This window comes from Mycobacterium farcinogenes (assembly GCF_019739075.1).
Taxonomy (GTDB): Bacteria; Actinomycetota; Actinomycetes; order Mycobacteriales; family Mycobacteriaceae; genus Mycobacterium; species Mycobacterium senegalense.
Genome location: NZ_CP081673.1, coordinates 4,566,704 through 4,587,060, shown reverse-complemented (window position 1 = coordinate 4,587,060; position 20,357 = coordinate 4,566,704). Strand labels below are relative to the sequence as shown.

Below are 20,357 nucleotides of genomic sequence, written 5' to 3'. Positions count from 1 at the left end.
GCGGAAAGCTTGTCCAGGCGTCCGGTTAATTCTGTGTGGCGGTCGCCGATTTACTCACGGGTACATGCAATTTTGGCAAATTCAGCGTTGGCTGTTTATGCCGTATAAGTGCCGGTTGAACTCGCGTACGGCAAAAACTGTGAATTGACGTCGATGTCGAATGGGAGGTGTCTGGGAGTGGGGGCATCGTTTTGCTGTCGTCACTCCCAGCCAGCCCACCGGAGGTAGCGTGCCGCGCTGAATGGTGGCCGACTTCGCATCCGCCCTCGGCTGTCGGATCGGTGAGGCGTGGGCGGGTTGCGGCTCGGCCCGACGGCCGAGATGAGATTCTGTTGGTGATGACCGAGGAGTATCCGAAAGCCGCCACCCTGCCGGTGCACGATGTCGGCAGGCTGTTGTTGCGGTGCGCGGACCGTCCCGGGTTGGTCGCGGCGATCAGCGGCTTTCTCACCGGCGCCGGGGCCAATATCGTTTCGCTGGATCAACACTCCACCGAGCAGTCCGGCGGCACCTTCATGCAACGCACGATCTTCCACCTCCCCGGGCTGGCCGCGGTGCGCGACGAAATAGAGCGGGACTTCCGGCGGCAGGTGGCCGAGCCGTTCGAGATGGACTTCCGTCTGACAGAGGCGTCGAAGCCGAAGCGGGTGGCGCTGATGGCTTCCCGCGAGGACCACTGTTTGTTGGATCTGTTGTGGCGCAACCGGCGGGGTGAACTCGACATGTCGGTGGTGATGGTCATCTCCAACCATCCAGATCTTGCCGATCAGGTTCGCGCGTTCGGTGTGCCGTTCCTCTACGTGCCGGCGACCCGTGAGAACCGGCCAGAGGCTGAGCAACGGATCCTGGAGTTGTTGCGTGGCAACGTCGATCTGGTGGTGCTGGCCCGGTACATGCAGATCTTGACGCCCGAATTCCTGGAAGCGGTGGGCTGTCCGCTGATCAACATCCACCATTCCTTCCTCCCGGCGTTCATCGGTGCGGCGCCGTATCGCAGAGCCAAGGAGCGCGGGGTCAAGTTGGTCGGCGCGACAGCGCATTACGTCACGGGCGACCTCGACGAGGGGCCCATCATCGAACAGGATGTGGTCCGTGTGGATCACCGCCATTCAGTCGGTGATCTGGTGCGCTTGGGTGCGGACGTGGAGCGGTTGGTGTTGTCCCGTGCAGTGCTGTGGCACTGTGAGGACCGCGTAATCCGGTTCGGGAATCAGACCGTAGTCTTCTGACCACGGTTCGAGAGGAGTGAGCGTGAAAGTCTTCAGCGGTCTTGACGAGTTCGTGGCGGCAAAGGGCAGCGAGCTGGGTCCCACCGAGTGGATGGAGGTCACCCAGGAACGGGTGAATCTGTTCGCCGATGCGACCGACGACCATCAATGGATCCACGTCGATCCGGAGAAGGCGGCAGGCGGACCGTTCGGCGGGACCATCGCGCACGGGCTGCTGACCCTGTCGCTGCTGCCCCATTTCACTCATCAGCTGTACCGGGTCGACAACGTCAAGTTGGCGGTCAACTACGGATACAACAAGGTTCGCTTCATCACGCCGGTTCGGGTCGGCGCCAAGATTCGTGCCGGTGCGGCGATCACCGATGTCGCACAGCTCGACGGTGCGGTGCAGGCGACCATGACGGTGACCGTCGAGATCGAGGGTTCGGACAAGCCTGCGGCAGTCGCCGAGTCGATCGTCCGTTTCATCGGCTGACCCACCTCCGGCGAGCAGACACAGAACTGCCCAAAATGTGGTGTTTTGGTGCAGTTTTGCGTCTGCTCGCGCACTGTCTGACAGTTGTCAGAATTCATTGACGAGCGTCAAAGCCCGCTGCTAGTGTTCTGGATCACAACGTGAAGGAGCACAGGGTTGCAGCGTTCACTGCCTCGGACCGCGATCATCGGCGCGGGTATCAGCGGGCTCACCGCCGGGAAGATGCTCAAGGATTACCGGGTGCCCTACACGACGTTCGAGACGTCGGACCGCATCGGCGGGAACTGGGCCTTCGGCAATCCGAACGGTCACAGCAGCGCATACCGCTCGCTTCACATCGACACCAGCAAACATCGGTTGTCGTTCAAGGACTTTCCGATCCCGGAGCGGTTCCCATCGTTCCCGCATCACTCCGACATCAAGTCCTATCTGGACTCCTACGCGAACGCGTTCGGACTGTTGGAGAACATCGAGTTCAACAACGGCGTGGTACATGCGGCCCGCATCGACGGGGGTGGCTGGGAGATCGAAGATCAGGCCGGCACGCGGCGCGAGTTCGATCTGCTCGTCGTCGCCAACGGGCATCACTGGGATCCGCGACTGCCGGAGTTTCCCGGGACGTTCACCGGTGAAGAGATTCACTCGCACCACTACATCGACCCGAAGGAACCGCTCGAGCTGACTGGCAAACGAATTCTCGTGGTCGGCATCGGGAACAGCGCGGCCGACATCACCGTGGAGTTGTCGTCCAAGTCGCTGCAGAACAAGGTCACCCTGTCCACCCGTTCCAGTGCCTGGATCGTACCGAAATACATTGCGGGACAACCGGGGGACAAGTACTTCCGTACCAACCCGTACCTGCCGCTGTCGTGGCAGCGCAAGCTGGTCCAGCTGATCGGCCCGATGCTCGGCACCGATCCGACGATGTACGGGCTGCCCGCACCCAACCACAAGCTCTTCGAAGCGCACCCGACGCAGTCGGTGGAGTTGCCGCTGCGGTTGGGCTCCGGCGACGTCATTCCGAAGCCGAATGTGTCCCGGTTGTACGGTGCCACCGTGCATTTCGACGACGGAACCAGCGATGACTTCGACGTGATCGTCTACGCGACGGGCTACAACATCACCTTCCCGTTCTTCGACCCGGATCTCATCAGTGCGCCCGACAACCACATCCGGCTCTACAAGCGGATGTTCAAGCCCGGGATGGAAGATCTGGTGTTCATGGGGTTCGCGCAGGCGATCCCGACGCTGTTCCCGTTCGTGGAGTGCCAATCCCGGTTGTTGGCGGCGTATGCGGTCGGACGCTATGCCCTGCCGCCGGCGGCGGACATGGAGCGGGTGATCGATGCCGATCAGCAACTGCACGCGGGCCATTGCACCGACCGTCCGCGGCATACCCAGCAAGTGGACTACTTCTACTACGAGCACGACATCCGGACGCGCGAATTGCCCGCCGGGGCGAAGAGGGCGGCCGACAGCGCCGGCGCGACCATCGGGGTGTCGGCATGACCTACACCGAGCTGACCTTCTATTCAGGTGGTGACCGGTGCAGCGGTTGGCATTTCGCTGCCGACGGTGACGGGTTCACCGGGCCGACGGGGCGTCCGGTAGTGGTCATGGCCCACGGTTTCGGCGGCACCAAAGACTCCGGCCTGCAGCCATTCGCAGAGCGGTTCAGCGCGGCGGGCCTGGATGTGCTGGCCTTCGACTACCGCGGCTTCGGAGCCTCCGGAGGGAAACCGCGGCAGAGTGTTTCGGTCGAACGTCAGCTGGCGGATTACGGTGCGGCCATTGCCGCAGCACAACGGCTACCAGGGGTGGACCCTCGGCGAGTGGTGTTGTGGGGTTCGTCATTTTCGGGCAGTCATGTCCTGCGGGTGGCTGCTCAGTGCACCGACGTGGCCGCGGTCATCGGGATGACCCCGCTGACCAGTGGCCTGGCCGCCAGCCGCGCGGCGGTGGCGCACCGTGACGTGGCGTCGGCACTGCGCTGGACCCTGGCAGGAGTGAAGAGTCGTGTGGCGGTGGCCGCCGGTCGAACGCCGACGTTGATGCCGCTGGCGGCCAAGCCGGGGGAGCCGGGCGCACTGGCGCTGGACGGCGCGTATGACAGCTATCGCGCGATCGCGGGCCCGACCTGGCGCAACGAAGTCGATTCCGCCATCGGGATGGAGCTGGTGCAGATCCGCACCGGTGCGGCAGCCAAGGCGTTGAAATGCCCTGTGCTGATCCAGATTGCCGACTTCGACCGGTTCGTGCCGGCCAACTCGGTGATGAAGACGGCAGTGCAGGCCAGGGCTCAGGTTCATCACTACCCGTGCGACCACTTCGACGTGTGGCCGGGCCATGACTGGTTCGACACCGCTGCCTCAGACCAGCTGAAGTTCCTCGCCCGCACCTTCGGCACGGCTTGACCTAGTCCGGAGTTAACGGCGGTACAGCGCAGCGACGTCTGCCGGCCGCACCTTGAGGGCGGCGTTGCGGGGGAGCGCATCGACCACCGCCACGGCCACCGGGACGTGATGGCTCGGCAGCTCCGTGCGAACCAAGTCTTTCAGTTCGGTTTCGGTGGGCGTGACGGCGTCGCGTCTGAGCTCGACCGCGGCGAACGGCACCGCCCCCAGGCGGTCGTCCGGGACCCCCACCACACAGGCGTCGAGCACGCTGGGATGCGAGATCAACACCCGCCGTACAGTTTCCGGGAGAATCTTGAAGCCGCCCCGGTTGATCGCGCCGTCGCCGCGGCCGTGCAGCGTGACGAATCCGTCTTCGTCGACCGAAGCCAGGTCGGTGGTGCGCACCCAGTCCGGCCCGATCACTTCGACGCTGGCCTCGAGCACACCGACGGTCCCGGCGGGCACTTCGGTGGCGGTGTCGGGATCGACGATACGGACCCGGACGCCGGGCAGCGGCCGTCCGACACTGTCGGGTTTGGTCGCACCGTATCGGCGGTACAACTCGGGTGTCCAGCTGCACACCGATCCGGCGAATTCGGTTGCCCCATAAGCCCACAACAACGGTATCCCGTAGCGACCCTCGAACTCCGCCCGCAGTTCCGGCTCCAGCGGCCCGGAGCCGCCGGACAGTCCCTCCAGCGACGCCAGATCTTCGGGAGGTACGTCGGCCTGCAGCAGCATGCGCAGGATCGCGGGCTGCACACCCGCGCGGGTGATTCGGTAGGTCTTGACCGCCTCGACCCACTCGGCGACGCTGAACTTTTCCAGCAACACCATGCGCTTGCCGGAGCAGGGCGCGGCCAGCAATTGGCAGACGCCGATGCTGCCGAACGGCCAGTACACCAGCGCCGGCGGCGTGTCGGGACCCACTGCTTCGGTGCCCGCACCGATCGTCATGCTCAGGACGGTGTGGGCAAGCACGTTGGTGGCGACCGGGATTCGCTTGGGTGGGCCGGTGGTACCGCTGGTCAGAATGTGCAGACCGGATTGTTCCAGCGCCGGGTCGTGCCTGCTGCCCGGTTGCCGCGATGTGGTCACGCCGACCCGCAGCGGATCGCCGGAAAGCACCAGACCGGCTGCCCCGCAGGAGGTTACCGCGCCGCGCAGCTCGGGTGTCCAGTCGTCGAGATCGGCGATGATCGCCGGCAGCGCCAAGTGTTCGACATCGCGGGCAATCGCGGTGGCGGACTGATAGGAGTAGATCATCACCACGGGGCGGCGGGATGCGATGAACCCGAGGATCGTCGCGGCATGCGCGACGCGGTTGCGCACCACGATGCCGACGGGCTCGCCTGCCTGGACGTCCGCATCGTTCAGTGCGCTCGCCACCTGCTCGATGAACTGCGTGATCTCGTTGCCCGAATACCACTTCCGGGCGAACTCGATGAACGGCCGATCACCGTAGGCCTCCAGCCCGGTGGCCAGGCCGACGGCGAAATCCGTGGCGTTCGACATGCCGGCTAGAACTGCGTGGAACCCAAGTCGACCGCCACCCGGCTGGCGGTGACATACCGCGACTCGTCGCTGGCCAGCCAGATCGCGGCGTCGGCGATATCCTCGGGTTCGGCGATGTAATCCGGCAGGAACGGCGTCACCATCTGCATCAGGCCGGGGTTGGTGTCATTGGCCCGGTTCAGCGCGGCCAGCATGTCGCCGGTTCCCATCGGCGTGTTGACCGCGCCTGGGTGCAGGCTGTTCACCCGGATCTTGTGCTTACCCAACTCCGCTGCGAAAGCCCGGGCCATGCCTGCGACGGCATGCTTGCTGGCGGTGTAATGCACCATGAACGGCTGCATCTTGATCCCGGCGGCCGAGCTGATCAGGATGATCGACCCGCCGCGTCCGCCGTCGATGATGTGTTGGGCACCGGCCATCACGGTGTTCCAGGTGCCGGTGACGTTGATGTCCATGACGTCCCGGAATGATTCAGGGGTGGTTTCGTTCCAGGGTTCGGGCACCGTGATACCGGCGTTGGCGACGATCACGTCGAGACGACCGAACTCGGCGACGCCCTTGCCGACGATGGTCTTCAACGCGTCGTGGTCGCGGGTGTCGGCGGCGGTGGCGATGATGCGCTTGCCGGTGGCCTCGACCAGGCGCACGGTCTCGGCCAGATCTTCGGGGGTGGCCGAGTCGTAGGGCACGCTCGGCGGCAACGGCCCGGCGATGTCGACCGCGATGATGTCAGCGCCCTCTTTGGCCATGCGCACCGCATGGGCACGTCCCTGCCCGCGGGCAGCTCCGGTGATGAACGCGACTTTTCCGGCGAGCCGCTCGGTCATGGATTCTCCTTGATGAGTGCGTGATTCAGTGCTGGCGCTGGGCGGCTTTGACCAACCCGCCGCCGATGATGAGTCGTTGGATCTCGCTGGTGCCCTCGTAGAGGCGCAGCAGCCGGACCTCGCGGTAGATGCGCTCGACCGGGACCTCGCGCATGTAGCCGGTGCCGCCGTGGATCTGCACCGCGAGATCGGCGACGTTACCGGCCATTTCGGTGCAGAACAGCTTGGCCGCTGAGGGCGCTATGCGTCGGTCCTCGCCGGACACCCACTTGGCCGCGGCGTCACGCACCAGGGCCCGGCCGGCCATCACCCCGGTCTGCTGATCGGCGATCATCGCCTGCACCAGCTGGAAGCTGCCGATCGGCTGGCCGCCCTGGGTGGCCGCGGCGGCGTAGGCGACGGACTCGTCGAGCGCGCGTTGAGCGGATCCGACCGCGAGTGCCGCGATGTGGACCCGGCCGCGGGCCAGGGAGGTCATCGCGGCACGGTAGCCGACGTCCTCGCTGCCGCCGACGAGTGCGCTGTTCGGCACCCGAACGCCGGTGAAGTTCACGTCGGCGGTCCAGGCGCCTTCCTGACCCATCTTGGCGTCTTTGGCGCCGACTTCGACGCCGGCGGTATCGGCCGGCACGAGAAACACTGCGATGCCCGGGCCGTCGGCATCGGCAGGGCGGGTGCGGGCGAACACGACGAACAGATTGGCAGTGGGCGCGTTGGTGATGAACCGCTTCTGGCCGTCGATCACCCAATCGTCCCCGTCGCGAACGGCCTTGGTGCGCAGGCCCGCCGGGTTGGACCCGGCGCCGGGTTCGGTGAGGGCGAACGAGGCGACCACCTCGCCGGAGGCGATGCCTTCCAGCCACCGGGACTTCTGTTCATCGGTGCCGAAACCCACCAGGACCTGCCCGGCGATGCCGTTGTTGGTGCCGAACATCGACCGCAAGGCCAGCGACGTGTAGCCGAATTCCATTGCCAGTTCGACGTCTTGGGCCAGGTTGAGGCCGAGGCCACCCCATTGCTGGGGAATCGCGTAACCGAACAAGCCCATGTCCTTGGCCTGGTCGCGCAGATAGTCGGGTACCTGGTCGGTGGCCAGGATCTCGTTCTCACGGGGCATCACGGCGGAACGGATGAAGCTGCGGGTCTGCGCCAGGATCTCGGCGAAGTCCTCGTCGCTGACTTCTGAAGTGGCCGCGGTCGTGGTCACAGGTGAGCTCCATTTCGTCGCGCGGAATCCGCAGGGGCGATGAATGTCCAATATCGTATATGAAATATGATCTGAGCTAGACAGAGCCCCCGCGATCGAAAGTTAGGTGATCAGGTGTCGTTGCTGACCGGTCAGACTGCAGTGGTGACAGGCGGTGCCCAGGGTCTGGGCCTGGCCATCGCGAAACGCTTCATCGGCGAGGGTGCTCGAGTGGTGCTCGGCGACGTCAACCTGGAAGCCACCGAGGCGGCCGCCCAGGAGCTCGGTGGCCCCGACGTGGCAACCGCAGTCCGTTGCGACGTGACATCGTCCGCCGAGGTGGAGGCGCTCGTGCAGGCCGCCGTCGAGCGATTCGGCGGGCTGGACATCATGGTGAACAACGCGGGCATCACGCGTGACGCGACCTTGCGCAAGATGACCGAGGAGCAGTTCGACCAGGTCATCGCCGTGCACCTGAAGGGCACCTGGAACGGCACCAAGTCGGCCGCGGCGATCATGCGCGAGAACAAGCGCGGCGCGATCGTGAACATGTCCTCGATCTCGGGCAAGGTTGGCTTGGTCGGCCAGACCAACTACTCGGCGGCCAAAGCCGGCATCGTCGGCATGACCAAGGCGTCGGCCAAGGAGCTTGCCCATCTCGGGGTCCGCGTCAACGCGATCCAGCCGGGGCTGATCCGCTCGGCGATGACCGAGGCCATGCCGCAACGGATCTGGGATCAGAAGCTGGCCGAGATTCCGATGGGCCGTGCCGGCGAACCCGACGAGGTGGCCAAGGTGGCACTGTTCTTGGCCAGCGACCTGTCGTCGTACATGACCGGTACCGTGCTCGAGGTGACCGGAGGTCGGCACGTATGACCCGCGACGCGGTTATCTGCGAACCGGTCCGCACCCCGATCGGCCGCTACGGCGGCATGTTCGCGTCTCTCACCGCCGTCGAACTCGGCGTCGCCGCACTCAAGGGTCTGCTGGAGCGCTCCGGTGTGGCACCGGAGCAGGTGCAGGATGTGATTCTGGGGCACTGCTATCCCAACAGTGAAGCTCCGGCCATCGGCCGCGTGGTGGCGCTCGACGCCGGCCTACCGGTGACGGTTCCCGGCATGCAGGTCGACCGGCGCTGCGGGTCCGGGCTGCAGGCCGTAATCCAGGCCTGCCTGCAGGTACGCAGCGGTGACAACGATCTGGTGGTGGCCGGTGGTGCGGAAAGCATGAGCAACGTCGCGTTCTACTCCACCGACATGCGTTGGGGCGGAGCGCGTACCGGTGTCCAGATTCACGACGGGCTGGCGCGCGGACGCACCACCGCCGGTGGGCAGTTCTATCCGGTGCCGGGCGGAATGCTGGAGACGGCCGAAAACCTGCGCCGCGAATACGGCATCAGCCGCATCGAGCAGGACGAGCTCGCGGTGCGCTCGCATCGCAGCGCCGTGGCAGCCCAGGAATCCGGCGTTCTGGCCGAGGAGATCATTCCCGTGACGGTCAGCTCTCGTAAGGGCGACACGGTGATCGACACCGATGAGCACCCGCGGGCGGACACCACGGTGGAAGCCCTGGCCAAGCTCAAACCCGTTCTGCTCAAGCAGGATCCGGAATCAACCGTGACCGCGGGCAACTCCAGCGGTCAGAACGATGCCGCGTCGATGTGCATCGTGACCACCCCGGAGAAGGCGGCCGAGCTCGGTCTGCGGCCACTCGTGCGCATGGTGTCGTGGGGTTCGGCGGGTGTCGCGCCCAATGTCATGGGCATCGGGCCGGTTCCGGCGACCGAGGTGGCCCTGGCCAAGGCCGATCTGCAGTTGAGCGACATCGACCTCATCGAACTCAACGAGGCGTTCGCCGCTCAGGCGCTGGCCGTGATGAAGGAATGGAAGTTCGGCGAGGGCGACCTCGAGCGCACCAACGTCCGGGGATCCGGTATCTCGCTGGGACATCCGGTCGGGGCCACCGGCGGGCGGATGCTCGCCACCTTGGCCCGGGAACTGGATCGGCGTCAGGCCCGGTACGGCCTGGAAACCATGTGCATCGGCGGCGGGCAGGGCCTCGCCGCGGTATTCGAGAGGGTGTCATGACCAGACTTGCCCAGACCCTGGGACTCACCGAGTTCCAGACCGAGATCGTCTCGACGGTACGGCAATTCGTCGACAAGGAGGTCATCCCTAGCGCCCAGGAGCTGGAGCACTCCGATACCTACCCGCAGGCCATCGTCGACCAGATGAAGGACATGGGCCTGTTCGGGTTGATGATTCCCGAGGAGTACGGCGGCCTCGGCGAATCGCTGCTCACCTACGCATTGTGTGTCGAGGAGTTGGCCCGCGGCTGGATGAGCGTGTCCGGCGTGATCAACACGCACTTCATCGTCGCCTACATGATCCGCCAGCACGGAACCGACGCCCAGAAGCAGAAGTTCCTGCCGCGCATGGCCACCGGCGAGACCCGTGGGGCTTTCTCGATGTCCGAGCCTGAGCTGGGCTCCGACGTCGCGGCCATCCGCACCCGGGCCAAGAAGAACGACGACGGTACGTACACGATCGACGGCCAGAAGATGTGGCTGACCAACGGCGGTAGCTCGACGCTGGTGGCAGCGCTGGTACGCACCGACGAGGGTGCGGACAAGCCGCACCGAAACCTGACCGCGTTCCTGGTCGAAAAGCCCACCGGCTTCGGTGAAGTGGTGCCCGGCCTGACCATCCCGGGCAAGCTCGACAAGCTGGGCTACAAGGGCATCGACACCACCGAGCTGATCTTCGACGGCTACCGGGCCAGTGCCGACGACGTGCTCGGCGGCGTCACCGGCCAGGGCTTCTTCCAGATGATGGACGGGGTCGAGGTCGGGCGCGTCAACGTCTCGGCTCGCGCCTGCGGTGTCGGAATCCGGGCCTTCGAGCTGGCGGTCCGCTACGCACAGCAGCGGGAGACCTTCGGCAAACCGATCGCCGAACATCAGGCAGTGGCGTTTCAACTGGCCGAGATGGCGACGAAAGTCGAAGCGGCCCACCTGATGATGGTCAACGCCGCCCGGCTCAAGGACTCCGGTGAACGCAACGACGTCGCCGCCGGTATGGCGAAGTACCTGGCCAGCGAGTTCTGCTCGGAGGTCACCCAGCAGAGCTTCCGGATCCACGGCGGCTACGGCTACTCCAAGGAGTACGAGATCGAGCGGCTGATGCGCGATGCTCCCTTCCTGCTGATCGGCGAGGGCACCAGCGAGATCCAGAAGAACATCATCAGCAAGCGACTGTTGTCCGACTATCGGGTCTGAGCCGTGTCCATACCCGATTTCGCCGCCCGGCCGCAGCTGGCCGAGGATGTGGCCCGGCTGATCCGAAGACGGATCTTCGACGGCACCTATCCGGCCGGCAAATACATCCGCCTCGAGCAGCTCGCGGACGAACTGGGCATCAGCGTGACGCCGGTGCGCGAGGCGTTGTTCGGCCTACGCACCGAAGGGCTGCTGACCCAACAACCCCGGCGTGGATTTCTGGTGCTGCCGGTCACGCGCCGTGACATCGACGACGTGGCCGGCGTGCAGGCCCACATCGGTGGGCAGCTGGCTTCGCGGGCGGCGGGCCAGATCAGCGACGGGCAACTCGACGAACTCGACCGGATCCAGCGGGAGCTGGAAGACGCCTATGCCCGCGATGATCACGACGCGGCCGTCCGGCTCAACCACGCCTTCCATCGCGGTGTGAACCGGGCCGCCGAATCGCCGAAGCTGGCCCAGCTGATGTCCCAGATCACCCGGTACGCACTGGAATCGGTGTATCCGACCGTCGAAGGCTGGCCTGAGCAGTCCACGCATGACCACCGCCGGATACTGGCCGCGCTCAAGGCACGTGACGGGGAGGCGGCCCGCGACGCCATGGCCGAGCATCTGTGCGCGGCGTCGAAACCGTTGACCGAACACCTCCACCGCATGGGCGTGCTCGAGTAGAGGCAACTTTGACCCGCGAGCAGACGCGTATGTACCCGATTTCAGCCGGAAATGGGTACATACGCGTCTGCTCGCCGAAGGAAGGCGAGCGAGTATGGCAGGGGTTCTCGACGGGATCCGGGTGCTCGACTACGGCCGGTTCATCGCGGCACCGTGGTGCAGCGCGATCCTGGCCGACATGGGTGCCGACGTGTTGCGCGTGGAGAAACGCGAAGGCGGGGAAGACCGTTGGGTGCAGGCCGTCACAGAGGGTGGGGAGGGCGGCACCTTCCTGCAGTGCAACCGCAACAAGCGCTCACTGACGCTGGACTCCACCACCGCTGAGGGCGCCGAGATCACCCGCCGCCTGGTGGCCCAGGCCGACATCGTGATCGCCAACATGCCGGCAGCCGGGATGCGGGCCAGCGGACTGGACTACGAGACGCTCAAGGCAGTCAAGTCCGACATCATCCTGGCCAGCGCCACCGCCTACGGTGAGGGCGGTCCGTACAGCGACAAGATCGGCTTCGACGGCGCCGGGCAGGTGATGTCGGGGGCGGTCTACCGGCAGGGCCTGCCGGATCAGCCGATCCGAACCGTGGTGCCCTACGCGGATTTCGGCACCGCGCTGACTCTGGCGATCGGCGTGATGATGGCGCTGTACCACCGCGACAAGACCGGTGCGGGCCAGCACGTCGAGGGTGCCCTGTTGCCGACCGCGCTGATGTTGTCGAACGCGTTCCTGATCGAGCGGGAACTGCTGCAGGTCGACAAGCCCAGGATGGGCAACCAGGGCGCGTCGGTGGCGCCGTGCGATCTGTATCGCACCGCCGACGATCAATGGGTTCTGCTGCAAGTCGCCGGACAGCCGATGTTCAAGCGCTGGTGCCGGCTGGTGGGGCGCGAGGAACTGTTCGACGATCCTCGGTTCGCCAACGACGACACCCGTTGGGCCAACGGCGATGTTCTCAACGACATCATGGCCGACTGGTGCGCAGACAAGACCAAGGCCGAAGTACTGGAACTGCTGGAGAAGGCGAAAATGCCGGCCGCACCGTTACATTCCACGCAGGATGTGCTCGACGATCCGCACATTCAGGCCATGGGTTACCTGCAGCGGGTCCCGTATCCGGGAGCCTCACGGGACGTGCCGATCATCGAAACCCCGTTCCGGATGTCGGCGACACCGGGCACGATCCGCCGGCGGGCTCCGCTGTTGGGGGAACACACTGACGAGGTGCTCGCCGAGATCGGCTATGACGCCGCACAGATCTCCGAGCTGCGGACCAACGCCATCGTGTAATCGTCAACATTGCATGACTACAGATCCTCGCCGATCGCCTGCAGCGCCGCGAGCTGCTCGCAGAAGTGTTCGGCATTGCGAGCCTGCACCGAGCAGTTGGCGATGGTGGCTCCGACGTCGCGCAACCGGCTCAGACGCCCGCGTGCGGCGTCCGGATCGCCCAACGGGTCCAGCGCCGCACCGGGGGACAGGACGACGTCGAAACCCGCGGGCAGGTCATGCGGCGCGAGCAGCTCGGCGATCGTGTCGGCTGAGAGGCCGAAAGGCATCCAGCCGGTGCCCAATTCGACAGCCCGACGCAGCGAGCGTTTGGTGCGCCCGCCCACCCAGACCGACAGGTCGGTGGTGGTGGCGTGGGGTTCGATCGCAAAGCCGTCGACCACCGGCTGACCCCACGCGGCCCGCAGCCGGGCGATGTCGCGGTCGGCCGCGGCCCCGCGGTCGTCGAACTGGGCACCGAGCAGTTCGAACTCCTCGGTCAGAGATCCGACGCCGACACCGAGGATCACGCGCCCGCCACTGAGCCGGTCGAGGGTGCCATAGCTCTTCGCCAGCGCCACGGGGTGGTGATAGGGGAGCACCACCACGGCGGTGGCCAGTCGGATCCGGCGGGTGCGGGCCGCCAGGAATGACAAGGTGGCCAGCGGATCCCAGTACACCGTCCCGCGCACCCCGGCGGCCGAGGCGGGGATACCGGTGTGCTCGGCGCAGGTGAGGTGGTGAAACCCCAAACGATCGGCGGTCTCGGCGACCAGTGCCAGCTCGTCAGGGCCGGCGTCAGCCTCCCACGGCGAGAACTCACCGGGATGCTGCATGACGATAGGTGTGGACAGTCCGAGCTTCACGACGTTGCCTCTTTGGCTTGGATCTTCGCAAAGCTGACGGTGGCGATGACGGCCAGGTCGTTGTCCGGGACGGTGAAGATGTCGACCTGGATGACCATGGACCGTTTGCCGGTATGCACGATGCGGGCGACGGCGCGGGCGGAGCCGTCGGTAACCGGCCGAAGGTAGCGCAGGTTGAGGTCCGAGGTCACCACGCTGTGCCCCGATGGCAATTGCCGCATGGCAAGCTTGCCGGCCGCGGTGTCGACCAGGGTCGCGAGCAGACCGCCCTGCAGGCCGCCGTTGGTGTTGACCACGTGCGGGGCGACGGGAAGCTCGACCACTGCCTCGTCGGCCGATCCGGGGGCATCCCGATAGCCGATCAGCTCGAACAGTTCGAAGATGTTCGAGGTCAACGGTCTGCCTCGGTGTAGCGGATCACCCCGCGGATGTTGCGTCCCTCCAACATGTCCCGGTAAGCATCGTTGATCTGTTCGAGCCGGTACTCGCGGGTGACCATGTCGTCGAGGTTCAATTGGCCCAGTTGATACAACGTGAGGAGTTCGGGTATGTCGAACTGAGGGTTGCCGCCTCCGAAGAGACTTCCTTGCAGGCTCTTCTGCAGCAAGGTCAAACCTGCCAGGTTCAGCTTCGTCTCGGAATCGATCACGTTGCCCATTGCCGTCAAGACACAGGTTCCGCCCTTGGCGGTGAGCTGCATCCATGCCTCGACATCGCGCCCCTCGGTACGTCCGACGGTCACGATGACCTTGCGGCACATGCGACCTCCGGTTGCCGCAGCCACTTCGGCCAGGGCGGTGGTCACGTCGGGATAGGCCGCGAACGCACCGAACTTGAGTGCTTGTTCACGCTTCCATTCGATCGGATCCACCGCGAAGATGCGCCGGGCACCGGCGATCGCGGCTCCCTGTAGGGCCGCGGTGCCGACTCCACCGACGCCGATGACTGCCACGTCCTCTCCCGGCCTGACCGCCGCGCTGCGCACGGCCGAGCCGTATCCGGTGGTCACCCCACAGCCGACGAGGCATGCCACGTCGAAGGGAATCGACGGGTCGATCTTGACCACCGAGGTTCGATGTACCACGACGTAGGGGGAGAACGTGCCCAGCAGGGACATCGGAATCACATTCTGTCCCTTGGCCTGCACCCGGAATGAGCCATCGGAAACCGACGCGCCGGCGAGCAGGCCCATGCCGAGGTCACAGAGATTGCGGAGGCCGGTCTGGCACGCCGGGCAGCTACCGCAGGACGGGATGAAGGACATCACCACGTGATCTCCGACCGCCAGGCCCTCGGTATCGGGCCCGACCTCGACGATCACCCCGGCGCCCTCATGCCCGCCCAGGATGGGAAAGTCGGCCATCGGGATGTCTCCGGTCATCAAATGATGGTCGGAATGACACAACCCCGCGGTTTCCAGGGCCACCTTCACCTCGCCCTTGCGCGGATCACCGATGTCGATCTCCTCGATCGACCACGGTTGACCGAAGTCCCATACCAGGGCCCCTTTGGTTTTCATCGCGGAACACCTTCCCTCAACATGGCCCGCAGTGCTGCGTTGTCGACCTTTCCGGTGGCCCCGCGCGGGACGTCGTCCTCATCGAGGACGAGCCAGAGCGTGGGCACTTTGAACGAGCTGATGGCCGAAAGAATGTCGCTACGCAGCGCCTCCACCGACAGCCCGTCGCCCACCACTACCGCACCGACCCGATTGGTCTGGCCGTCGGGAACGTTGACCACATAGGCGGCGCGGACGCCGGAAACAGATCGCAGCGCCCGGGTCACTTCACTCGGATAGACCGTCGCGCCACGGACCTTGAACATGTCGTCCGATCGGCCTCGGTAGAACAGAAATCCCTCGCCGTCGAGGTGGCCGAGATCACCGGTGGGGTAGTAGCCGTCGGCGGTGAAGACGTCTTCTCGGCTGCGCCGGCAGATGCCCCGCATCACGTGCGGGCCACGGATCTGGATTGTCCCGGTTTGGCCAGGGGACACCGGTGCGCCGGTTTCGGTGTCGACGATGCGTACGTCCATGCCGTCGAACGGCTTACCGCAGCTGCCCCATGCCGATTCCGGCATGTCGGTGTCTGCTCGATATCCGCAGTACGGCCCGAACGATTCCGTCATCCCCAACAACGACGCTCGCGCTCCGGGGCGGGACCGCATCTGGTCCGGCAAGAGGGCTTCGAGGCTTCCCGGCTGTAGCGCGCTGAGGTCCCCGGCTCCGGCGTGGCGGGCCAGCGCCTCGGCCTGTTCGGGCCAGCCACGAAACAGCGTGACCTGTTCGCGTTCGAGGAGTTCGAGCGTGGATTCGGAGCGGGGGACCGGTTCGGTGACCAGGGTGGCCCCGGCGAGCAGCGCCGAGAGGACGCCGGCACCGAAACCGCCGACCCAGAAGAACGGCATCGGAAGATATAGCCGGGTGTCGGCGGTGATACAGCGCGCATCGAGTCCAGAACGGACGGCTCCCAGGGCATTTCGATGCGAATGGACAGTACCCTTGGGCGCTCCACTGCTTCCCGAGGTGAACATGATGACCATCGGGTCGCTTTCGCGCACGCAGGACGCCAGCGCATCAGCCCGGGCACGTGGTCCGCTGACCCGCTGTGCTTCCTCGGCGGTCCACACAGTCCGCAGCGCGGGCAGTTCATTCCGGTTCACCGGGTAACGATGCCCACGGAACTCGTCAACCGCGATGAGGAACCACACCGACGCCATGCGTAATTGCGCCGCGAGTTCCCCTGGCCGAAGCAGAGTGCTCAACGGCACCAGGACGGCGCCGATCCGCATCAGGGCAATCGCAGTCTGCACCCACTGCACTCCGTTGGGCATGATGAGCCCGACGCGGGAGCCTTTGGTGACTCCGGCGGCAATGAACCCGGCTGCCAATTCGGCGGTACTGCGCTCAAGTTCGGAATAGGAAATCCGCATCGACGGATCGACCACCGCCGGTTTGGTCGATGACGAATGAGCGCGCACCAGCGCGTCGATGGTGTCAGTCATCGAACAGCCTTGCCAGTGCGCTCATGTCGAGCTTGCCGCTGGAGAGCGTCGGCAGGTCGGCGGGGCGGCATACCGTGAATGCCCGCGGCACCTTGTAGGCGGACAGCGTGGTGCGCAGCCGGCTACGCACCACGTCGAGGGCGACGGGGTCATCGGTGACGATCACGGCCGCTACGATCTGCCCGCGCCCGCTGTCGGGCAATCCGAGGACGTGGGCGGTGACACCGAGATCGGCCAGCGCCTTCTCGACCTCGCCGGGGGTGACATTGGCGCCGGCGGTCTTGATCATCGCGCCGGCCCGGCCCAGAAAATAGAAGTATCCGTCGTCGTCGACACGAACCAGATCGCCGGTGTGAAACCAGCCGTCGGTATCGAAGCACTCCTCGCGGTTTCGACCGTAATAACCTTGCATGAGATACGGTCCCCTCACGCATAATTCGCCCGACGGCAGCACTGTGGTCTCGAATCCGGGTGCGGGGCGGCCATAACTGCCGCGACGGTGCTCGGGTTGATCACCATCGTCGGCATCGATCAGGACCACACTGCCGGTTTCGGTCATCCCCAGCATGTTGTGCCGCAGTTCCGAGTCGGTGGGGCGGCAGTCGGGCGCCATGACGGGGTAGAGGTTGCCGCGCCTCGCCGAGAAGTGGCGGTCCTGGTAGCTGGGGTGTTTGCTCAGGTGGGCGATGCCGGCGAGGAAACCGTTGGTCGTGGTGGGTTTCTCGGCTTCGATGAGATCGAGGGTGGCACCGGCATCGGTCGCATTCGAACAGACCAGCGTCGCCCCGGCCACCATCGTGGCGAGGAGCCCGAAAGCGAAGCCGCCGATCCAGAAGAACGGGGAGTTGCAGAACAGCCGGTCGTCGGCCGTGAGCCCGCGGATGGCGTTGAGGTTGCGCTGATGTCCGATCAGTGAACCGTGCGTGTGGATCACGCCTTTGGGGGAGCCGGTGGATCCCGAGGTGTAGATGATGGCCAGCGGGTCACACGCGTCCACATCGGCTTCGATATCGGCCGGCAACCGCGGGTCAGCGTGCGGCAGGTCGAACAGCACATGCTGCAGACACGGAGTATCGACCGCTTCCAGGCGGTGCTCGTAATCGTGGTGCCGAAAACTGCGGGCCGACAGCAGGATCGCAGTATCGCTGGCGCGCAGCTGGCTGTGCAGCTCGGCCGCGGTGAGAAAGGTGGAATACGGCACCGCCACCGCACCGATGCGGGCTACCGCCAACATCGCCACTACGAAATCGACACCGTTCGGATAGAGCAACCCGACGTGTGTGCCCTTGCCGGCGCCGAGGGCTATCAGGCCGCCGGCGACCTCGGCGGAGCGGCGCCGCGCCTCGGCGTAGCTGATCCGCTCTTCGTCGCAGACCAACAGCGGGCGATCGCTGACCGCCCGCAGGAGCTCTGCAACAGTGTCAGACACGTGAGGTGAAGTGGTGCCGTACCGCGCCGAGATCAGCTTTCCCCGAGGGGGTTCGGGGAATGGTCTCGACGATGGCGATGTCAGTGGGGATCTCGTAGCGGGCCAGGCGGGCACTCAGGTAGTCGAGCAGAGCGTCGACGGTGGTGGTGCCGTGCAGCTCCACCATCGCCACCGGAGTCTCGCCCAGTCGGTCATCGGATATGCCGATCACTGCCGCCCCGCGTACCGCGGGGTGGCTTTCCAGGGCGGTACGGACATCATCGGGCATCACCTTGAACCCGCCGCGGATGATGGCCTGGTCGGCGCGGCCGAGGATCCAGACGAATCCGTCGGCGTCGATGCGGGCCAGGTCGGTGGTGCGCAGCCAGTCCCCGTCGGCGTCGAACTGTGCCGGCTTGACCTCCAGCAAGCCCTGTTCGTCGGGTCCGAGCGGCTTGCCGTCCTCGCCGACCACCCGCAGCTGCGCGCCGGGGTTGGCCCGCCCCACGCTGCCGCGCTTGGCTTTCCAGTACTGCTGGTGATCAGCAAGTGTCCAGCTGGCCACCCCGCCACCGAACTCGGTCGCGGCATAGGAGGTCAGCACCGGGATGCCGAACTTTTCGGTGAAGGCATCGGCATCGTCAGCGGACAGGGGCGCGGTGCCGGAAGTGACCGCCTGGACGCCGGACAGGTCGTCGCGGGTGAGGTCGGAGTGCAGCACCATGCGCAGCGCGGCAGGCACCAGCGACACGGCCCGCGGCCGGTGTTCGCGTACGGCGGCGGCCCAGCGCGCCAGCTCGAACTTGGGCAGCAGCACGAAGGGGCGGGCCTCGGCGATACACAGCAACACTCGGAACACACCACCGACATGCACCAGCGGTGAGTTGACGATGGCCACGCCACGGCGCAATTCTGTCGGTGTCGGGGCATTTTCGGGATCGCGTCCGATCACACTGCGGGCCAGCATGTCGTAGGTCAGGTCCACCCGCTTGGGAGGGCCGGTGGTGCCGCTGGTCAGCATCCACACCGCTACCCCTGGCCGTCCGGGATCCGGCGTCGGATTCTGGGCCCGCCGGATCTCGGGCGGAGTGTCGAGGTCGCGGATCGTTACCGTCGTGGTCGCGGCGGAGGGCGTCGTCAGCGCGGTGATGTCCTCCGCCGAACCGATCAACACCGGAAGGTCGAGTGCCTCGATGTCGGCGCGGGTGCGTTCGTCGCCCCGGGACGGATTGATCACCACGACAGTGCCGTCGGCGGCCAGCACGCCGAGCAGCGCCGCCACGTGGGCGGGTTGGTTACGCAGCAGAATCCCGACCCGGTTGCCGGCCGACACCGCGGCGATGCGCCGTGCCGGCGCCGCGACCTGGCCCCAGGTGTACCACTGGCCGTCGTACTGGATGGCGTTCGCGGCCGGGTCGAGATCGAGGACATCGTCGATGCGTTGGGAGAGCGGATGAGCCATCAGCGGATCCGGGGTGCGGTCTTGGGCAGGGGACGTGCGGCGAGTTCCGCCTTGGCGATCGGGTTGCCCAGTCGGGTATAGATGAGGCCCTGATCCATGGCGGCACGGTAGGGCCGGTCCAAGGATTCCCAGATCGCTTTCACGGTACCTTGGGTGGCTGTCGGCGGTTTCGCGGCGATGGTGGTGGCGATTTCGTTCGCCCGGTCCCACAATTGGTCTCTGGCCACCACCTCGGTCACCAACCCGATGCGCAGGGCAGTCTCGGCGCTGACGCGTTCGTCGTTGCCCATCAACGCCATCCGCAAGGTATCGCCGAGCCCTACCCGGCGCATGAGGCCGATCGGCTCCAACGCCGACACCAACCCGGCGCTCACATGAGAATCGAAGAACGTGGCTTCCTGCGAGCAGATCACCACATCGGATTCGTTGACGAAGTAGAGCGCCCCGGCCGTGCACATGCCCTGCACGGCACACACCACCGGTTTCCACATCTTCTGCCACTTCGGGCTGAGTAACTCGCCGGGATCCTCGTGGTTCCAGACGATCTCGGGCTGCCCATAACTGGACTTCACATCCAGCCCGGCGCTGAACGCCCGGTCGCCCGCTGCCCGCAACACCACGGCGTTGATGCCCTCGTCGTCTTTGATGGCGTGCCACGCATCGCGCATCTCCTTGCACATCGCGCGGTTGAACGAGTTCAGCGCTTCGGGCCGGTTCAGTGTGACGGTCGCGACGCGGGAATCGTGGTCGAAGTCGAGAAGGATGGTCATCAGAGCTGTC

The 20,357-nt window shown here is 65.7% G+C and carries 19 protein-coding genes; 9 read left to right on the top strand and 10 right to left on the bottom strand.

The features are described 5' to 3' along the window. Positions 1–338 precede the first annotated feature (338 nt). The 4 genes from purU (at position 339) to K6L26_RS21775 (ending at position 4,118) form a co-directional block, all read left to right on the top strand. The gene (gene purU / locus K6L26_RS21790) at positions 339–1,229 is read left to right on the top strand and encodes a formyltetrahydrofolate deformylase (RefSeq protein ID WP_221851502.1); all 891 of its coding nucleotides are present in this window, start codon (positions 339–341) and stop codon (positions 1,227–1,229) included. A 22-nt stretch (positions 1,230–1,251) separates the two neighbouring features. Next, the gene (locus K6L26_RS21785) at positions 1,252–1,704 is read left to right on the top strand and encodes a MaoC family dehydratase (RefSeq protein WP_019348454.1); all 453 of its coding nucleotides are present in this window, start codon (positions 1,252–1,254) and stop codon (positions 1,702–1,704) included. A gap of 156 nt (positions 1,705–1,860) precedes the next feature. Beyond that, entirely contained in the window at positions 1,861–3,213 is a 1,353-nt protein-coding gene (locus tag K6L26_RS21780) for a flavin-containing monooxygenase (protein ID WP_221851500.1), read from the top strand. Further along, positions 3,210–4,118 carry an alpha/beta hydrolase gene (locus K6L26_RS21775; protein WP_221851498.1) on the top strand — a complete coding sequence of 303 codons (909 nt, stop codon included), beginning with the start codon at positions 3,210–3,212 and terminating at the stop codon, positions 4,116–4,118. The genes K6L26_RS21780 and K6L26_RS21775 overlap by 4 nt, the downstream gene beginning before the upstream one ends. Before the next feature lie 12 nt (positions 4,119–4,130). Here K6L26_RS21775 and K6L26_RS21770 read toward each other — a convergent pair whose 3' ends face one another. The 3 genes from K6L26_RS21770 to K6L26_RS21760 are packed head-to-tail and all read right to left on the bottom strand — an operon-like array spanning position 4,131 to position 7,649. Continuing rightward, positions 4,131–5,615, bottom strand: coding sequence for a class I adenylate-forming enzyme family protein (locus K6L26_RS21770; protein ID WP_221851496.1), 1,485 nt, complete (start codon positions 5,613–5,615; stop codon positions 4,131–4,133). 5 nt (positions 5,616–5,620) lie between these two features. Continuing rightward, entirely contained in the window at positions 5,621–6,442 is an 822-nt protein-coding gene (locus tag K6L26_RS21765; RefSeq protein WP_019343390.1) for a mycofactocin-coupled SDR family oxidoreductase, read from the bottom strand. 25 nt (positions 6,443–6,467) lie between these two features. Further along, the gene (locus K6L26_RS21760) at positions 6,468–7,649 is read right to left on the bottom strand and encodes an acyl-CoA dehydrogenase family protein (RefSeq protein ID WP_064899906.1); all 1,182 of its coding nucleotides are present in this window, start codon (positions 7,647–7,649) and stop codon (positions 6,468–6,470) included. Between the two features lie 114 nt (positions 7,650–7,763). Between K6L26_RS21760 and fabG the strand changes: the two genes are divergently transcribed. The 5 genes from fabG (at position 7,764) to K6L26_RS21735 (ending at position 12,859) form a co-directional block, all read left to right on the top strand. Next, a complete protein-coding gene (gene fabG / locus K6L26_RS21755) occupies positions 7,764–8,504 on the top strand; it encodes a 3-oxoacyl-ACP reductase FabG (protein ID WP_019343392.1) in 741 nt (246 codons plus the stop codon). Continuing rightward, positions 8,501–9,715, top strand: a complete 1,215-nt coding sequence (locus K6L26_RS21750; RefSeq protein WP_221851495.1) for an acetyl-CoA C-acetyltransferase — start codon at positions 8,501–8,503, stop codon at positions 9,713–9,715. The genes fabG and K6L26_RS21750 overlap by 4 nt, the downstream gene beginning before the upstream one ends. Further along, the gene (locus K6L26_RS21745) at positions 9,712–10,905 is read left to right on the top strand and encodes an acyl-CoA dehydrogenase family protein (RefSeq protein ID WP_064899910.1); all 1,194 of its coding nucleotides are present in this window, start codon (positions 9,712–9,714) and stop codon (positions 10,903–10,905) included. The genes K6L26_RS21750 and K6L26_RS21745 overlap by 4 nt, the downstream gene beginning before the upstream one ends. Positions 10,906–10,908: 3 nt before the next feature. Further along, the gene (locus K6L26_RS21740; RefSeq protein WP_019343395.1) at positions 10,909–11,577 is read left to right on the top strand and encodes a GntR family transcriptional regulator; all 669 of its coding nucleotides are present in this window, start codon (positions 10,909–10,911) and stop codon (positions 11,575–11,577) included. 94 nt (positions 11,578–11,671) lie between these two features. Next, complete coding sequence (locus tag K6L26_RS21735) at positions 11,672–12,859, top strand: CaiB/BaiF CoA transferase family protein (protein WP_019343396.1); 1,188 nt, start codon at positions 11,672–11,674, stop codon at positions 12,857–12,859. Positions 12,860–12,876: 17 nt separating this feature from the next. Here the strand turns inward: K6L26_RS21735 and K6L26_RS21730 are convergent, their stop codons facing one another. The 7 genes from K6L26_RS21730 to K6L26_RS21700 are packed head-to-tail and all read right to left on the bottom strand — an operon-like array spanning position 12,877 to position 20,347. Then, complete coding sequence (locus tag K6L26_RS21730; RefSeq protein WP_064899912.1) at positions 12,877–13,704, bottom strand: TIGR03619 family F420-dependent LLM class oxidoreductase; 828 nt, start codon at positions 13,702–13,704, stop codon at positions 12,877–12,879. Next, positions 13,701–14,099 carry a PaaI family thioesterase gene (locus K6L26_RS21725; protein WP_064899914.1) on the bottom strand — a complete coding sequence of 133 codons (399 nt, stop codon included), beginning with the start codon at positions 14,097–14,099 and terminating at the stop codon, positions 13,701–13,703. The genes K6L26_RS21730 and K6L26_RS21725 overlap by 4 nt, the downstream gene beginning before the upstream one ends. Next, positions 14,096–15,223 carry an NDMA-dependent alcohol dehydrogenase gene (locus K6L26_RS21720; protein ID WP_064899916.1) on the bottom strand — a complete coding sequence of 376 codons (1,128 nt, stop codon included), beginning with the start codon at positions 15,221–15,223 and terminating at the stop codon, positions 14,096–14,098. Before K6L26_RS21720 ends, K6L26_RS21725 begins: the two co-directional genes overlap by 4 nt. Further along, positions 15,220–16,707: a class I adenylate-forming enzyme family protein gene (locus K6L26_RS21715; RefSeq protein WP_064899918.1), complete on the bottom strand. Its 1,488-nt coding sequence runs from the start codon at positions 16,705–16,707 to the stop codon at positions 15,220–15,222. The genes K6L26_RS21720 and K6L26_RS21715 overlap by 4 nt, the downstream gene beginning before the upstream one ends. Continuing rightward, on the bottom strand, positions 16,700–18,136 hold the full coding sequence (locus K6L26_RS21710) for a class I adenylate-forming enzyme family protein (RefSeq protein ID WP_064899920.1): 1,437 nt from the start codon (positions 18,134–18,136) through the stop codon (positions 16,700–16,702). The genes K6L26_RS21715 and K6L26_RS21710 overlap by 8 nt, the downstream gene beginning before the upstream one ends. After that, on the bottom strand, positions 18,129–19,577 hold the full coding sequence (locus K6L26_RS21705; protein ID WP_064899922.1) for a class I adenylate-forming enzyme family protein: 1,449 nt from the start codon (positions 19,575–19,577) through the stop codon (positions 18,129–18,131). The genes K6L26_RS21710 and K6L26_RS21705 overlap by 8 nt, the downstream gene beginning before the upstream one ends. After that, a complete protein-coding gene (locus tag K6L26_RS21700) occupies positions 19,577–20,347 on the bottom strand; it encodes an enoyl-CoA hydratase/isomerase family protein (RefSeq protein WP_064900051.1) in 771 nt (256 codons plus the stop codon). The genes K6L26_RS21705 and K6L26_RS21700 overlap by 1 nt, the downstream gene beginning before the upstream one ends. Between the last annotated feature and the right edge of the window lie 10 nt (positions 20,348–20,357).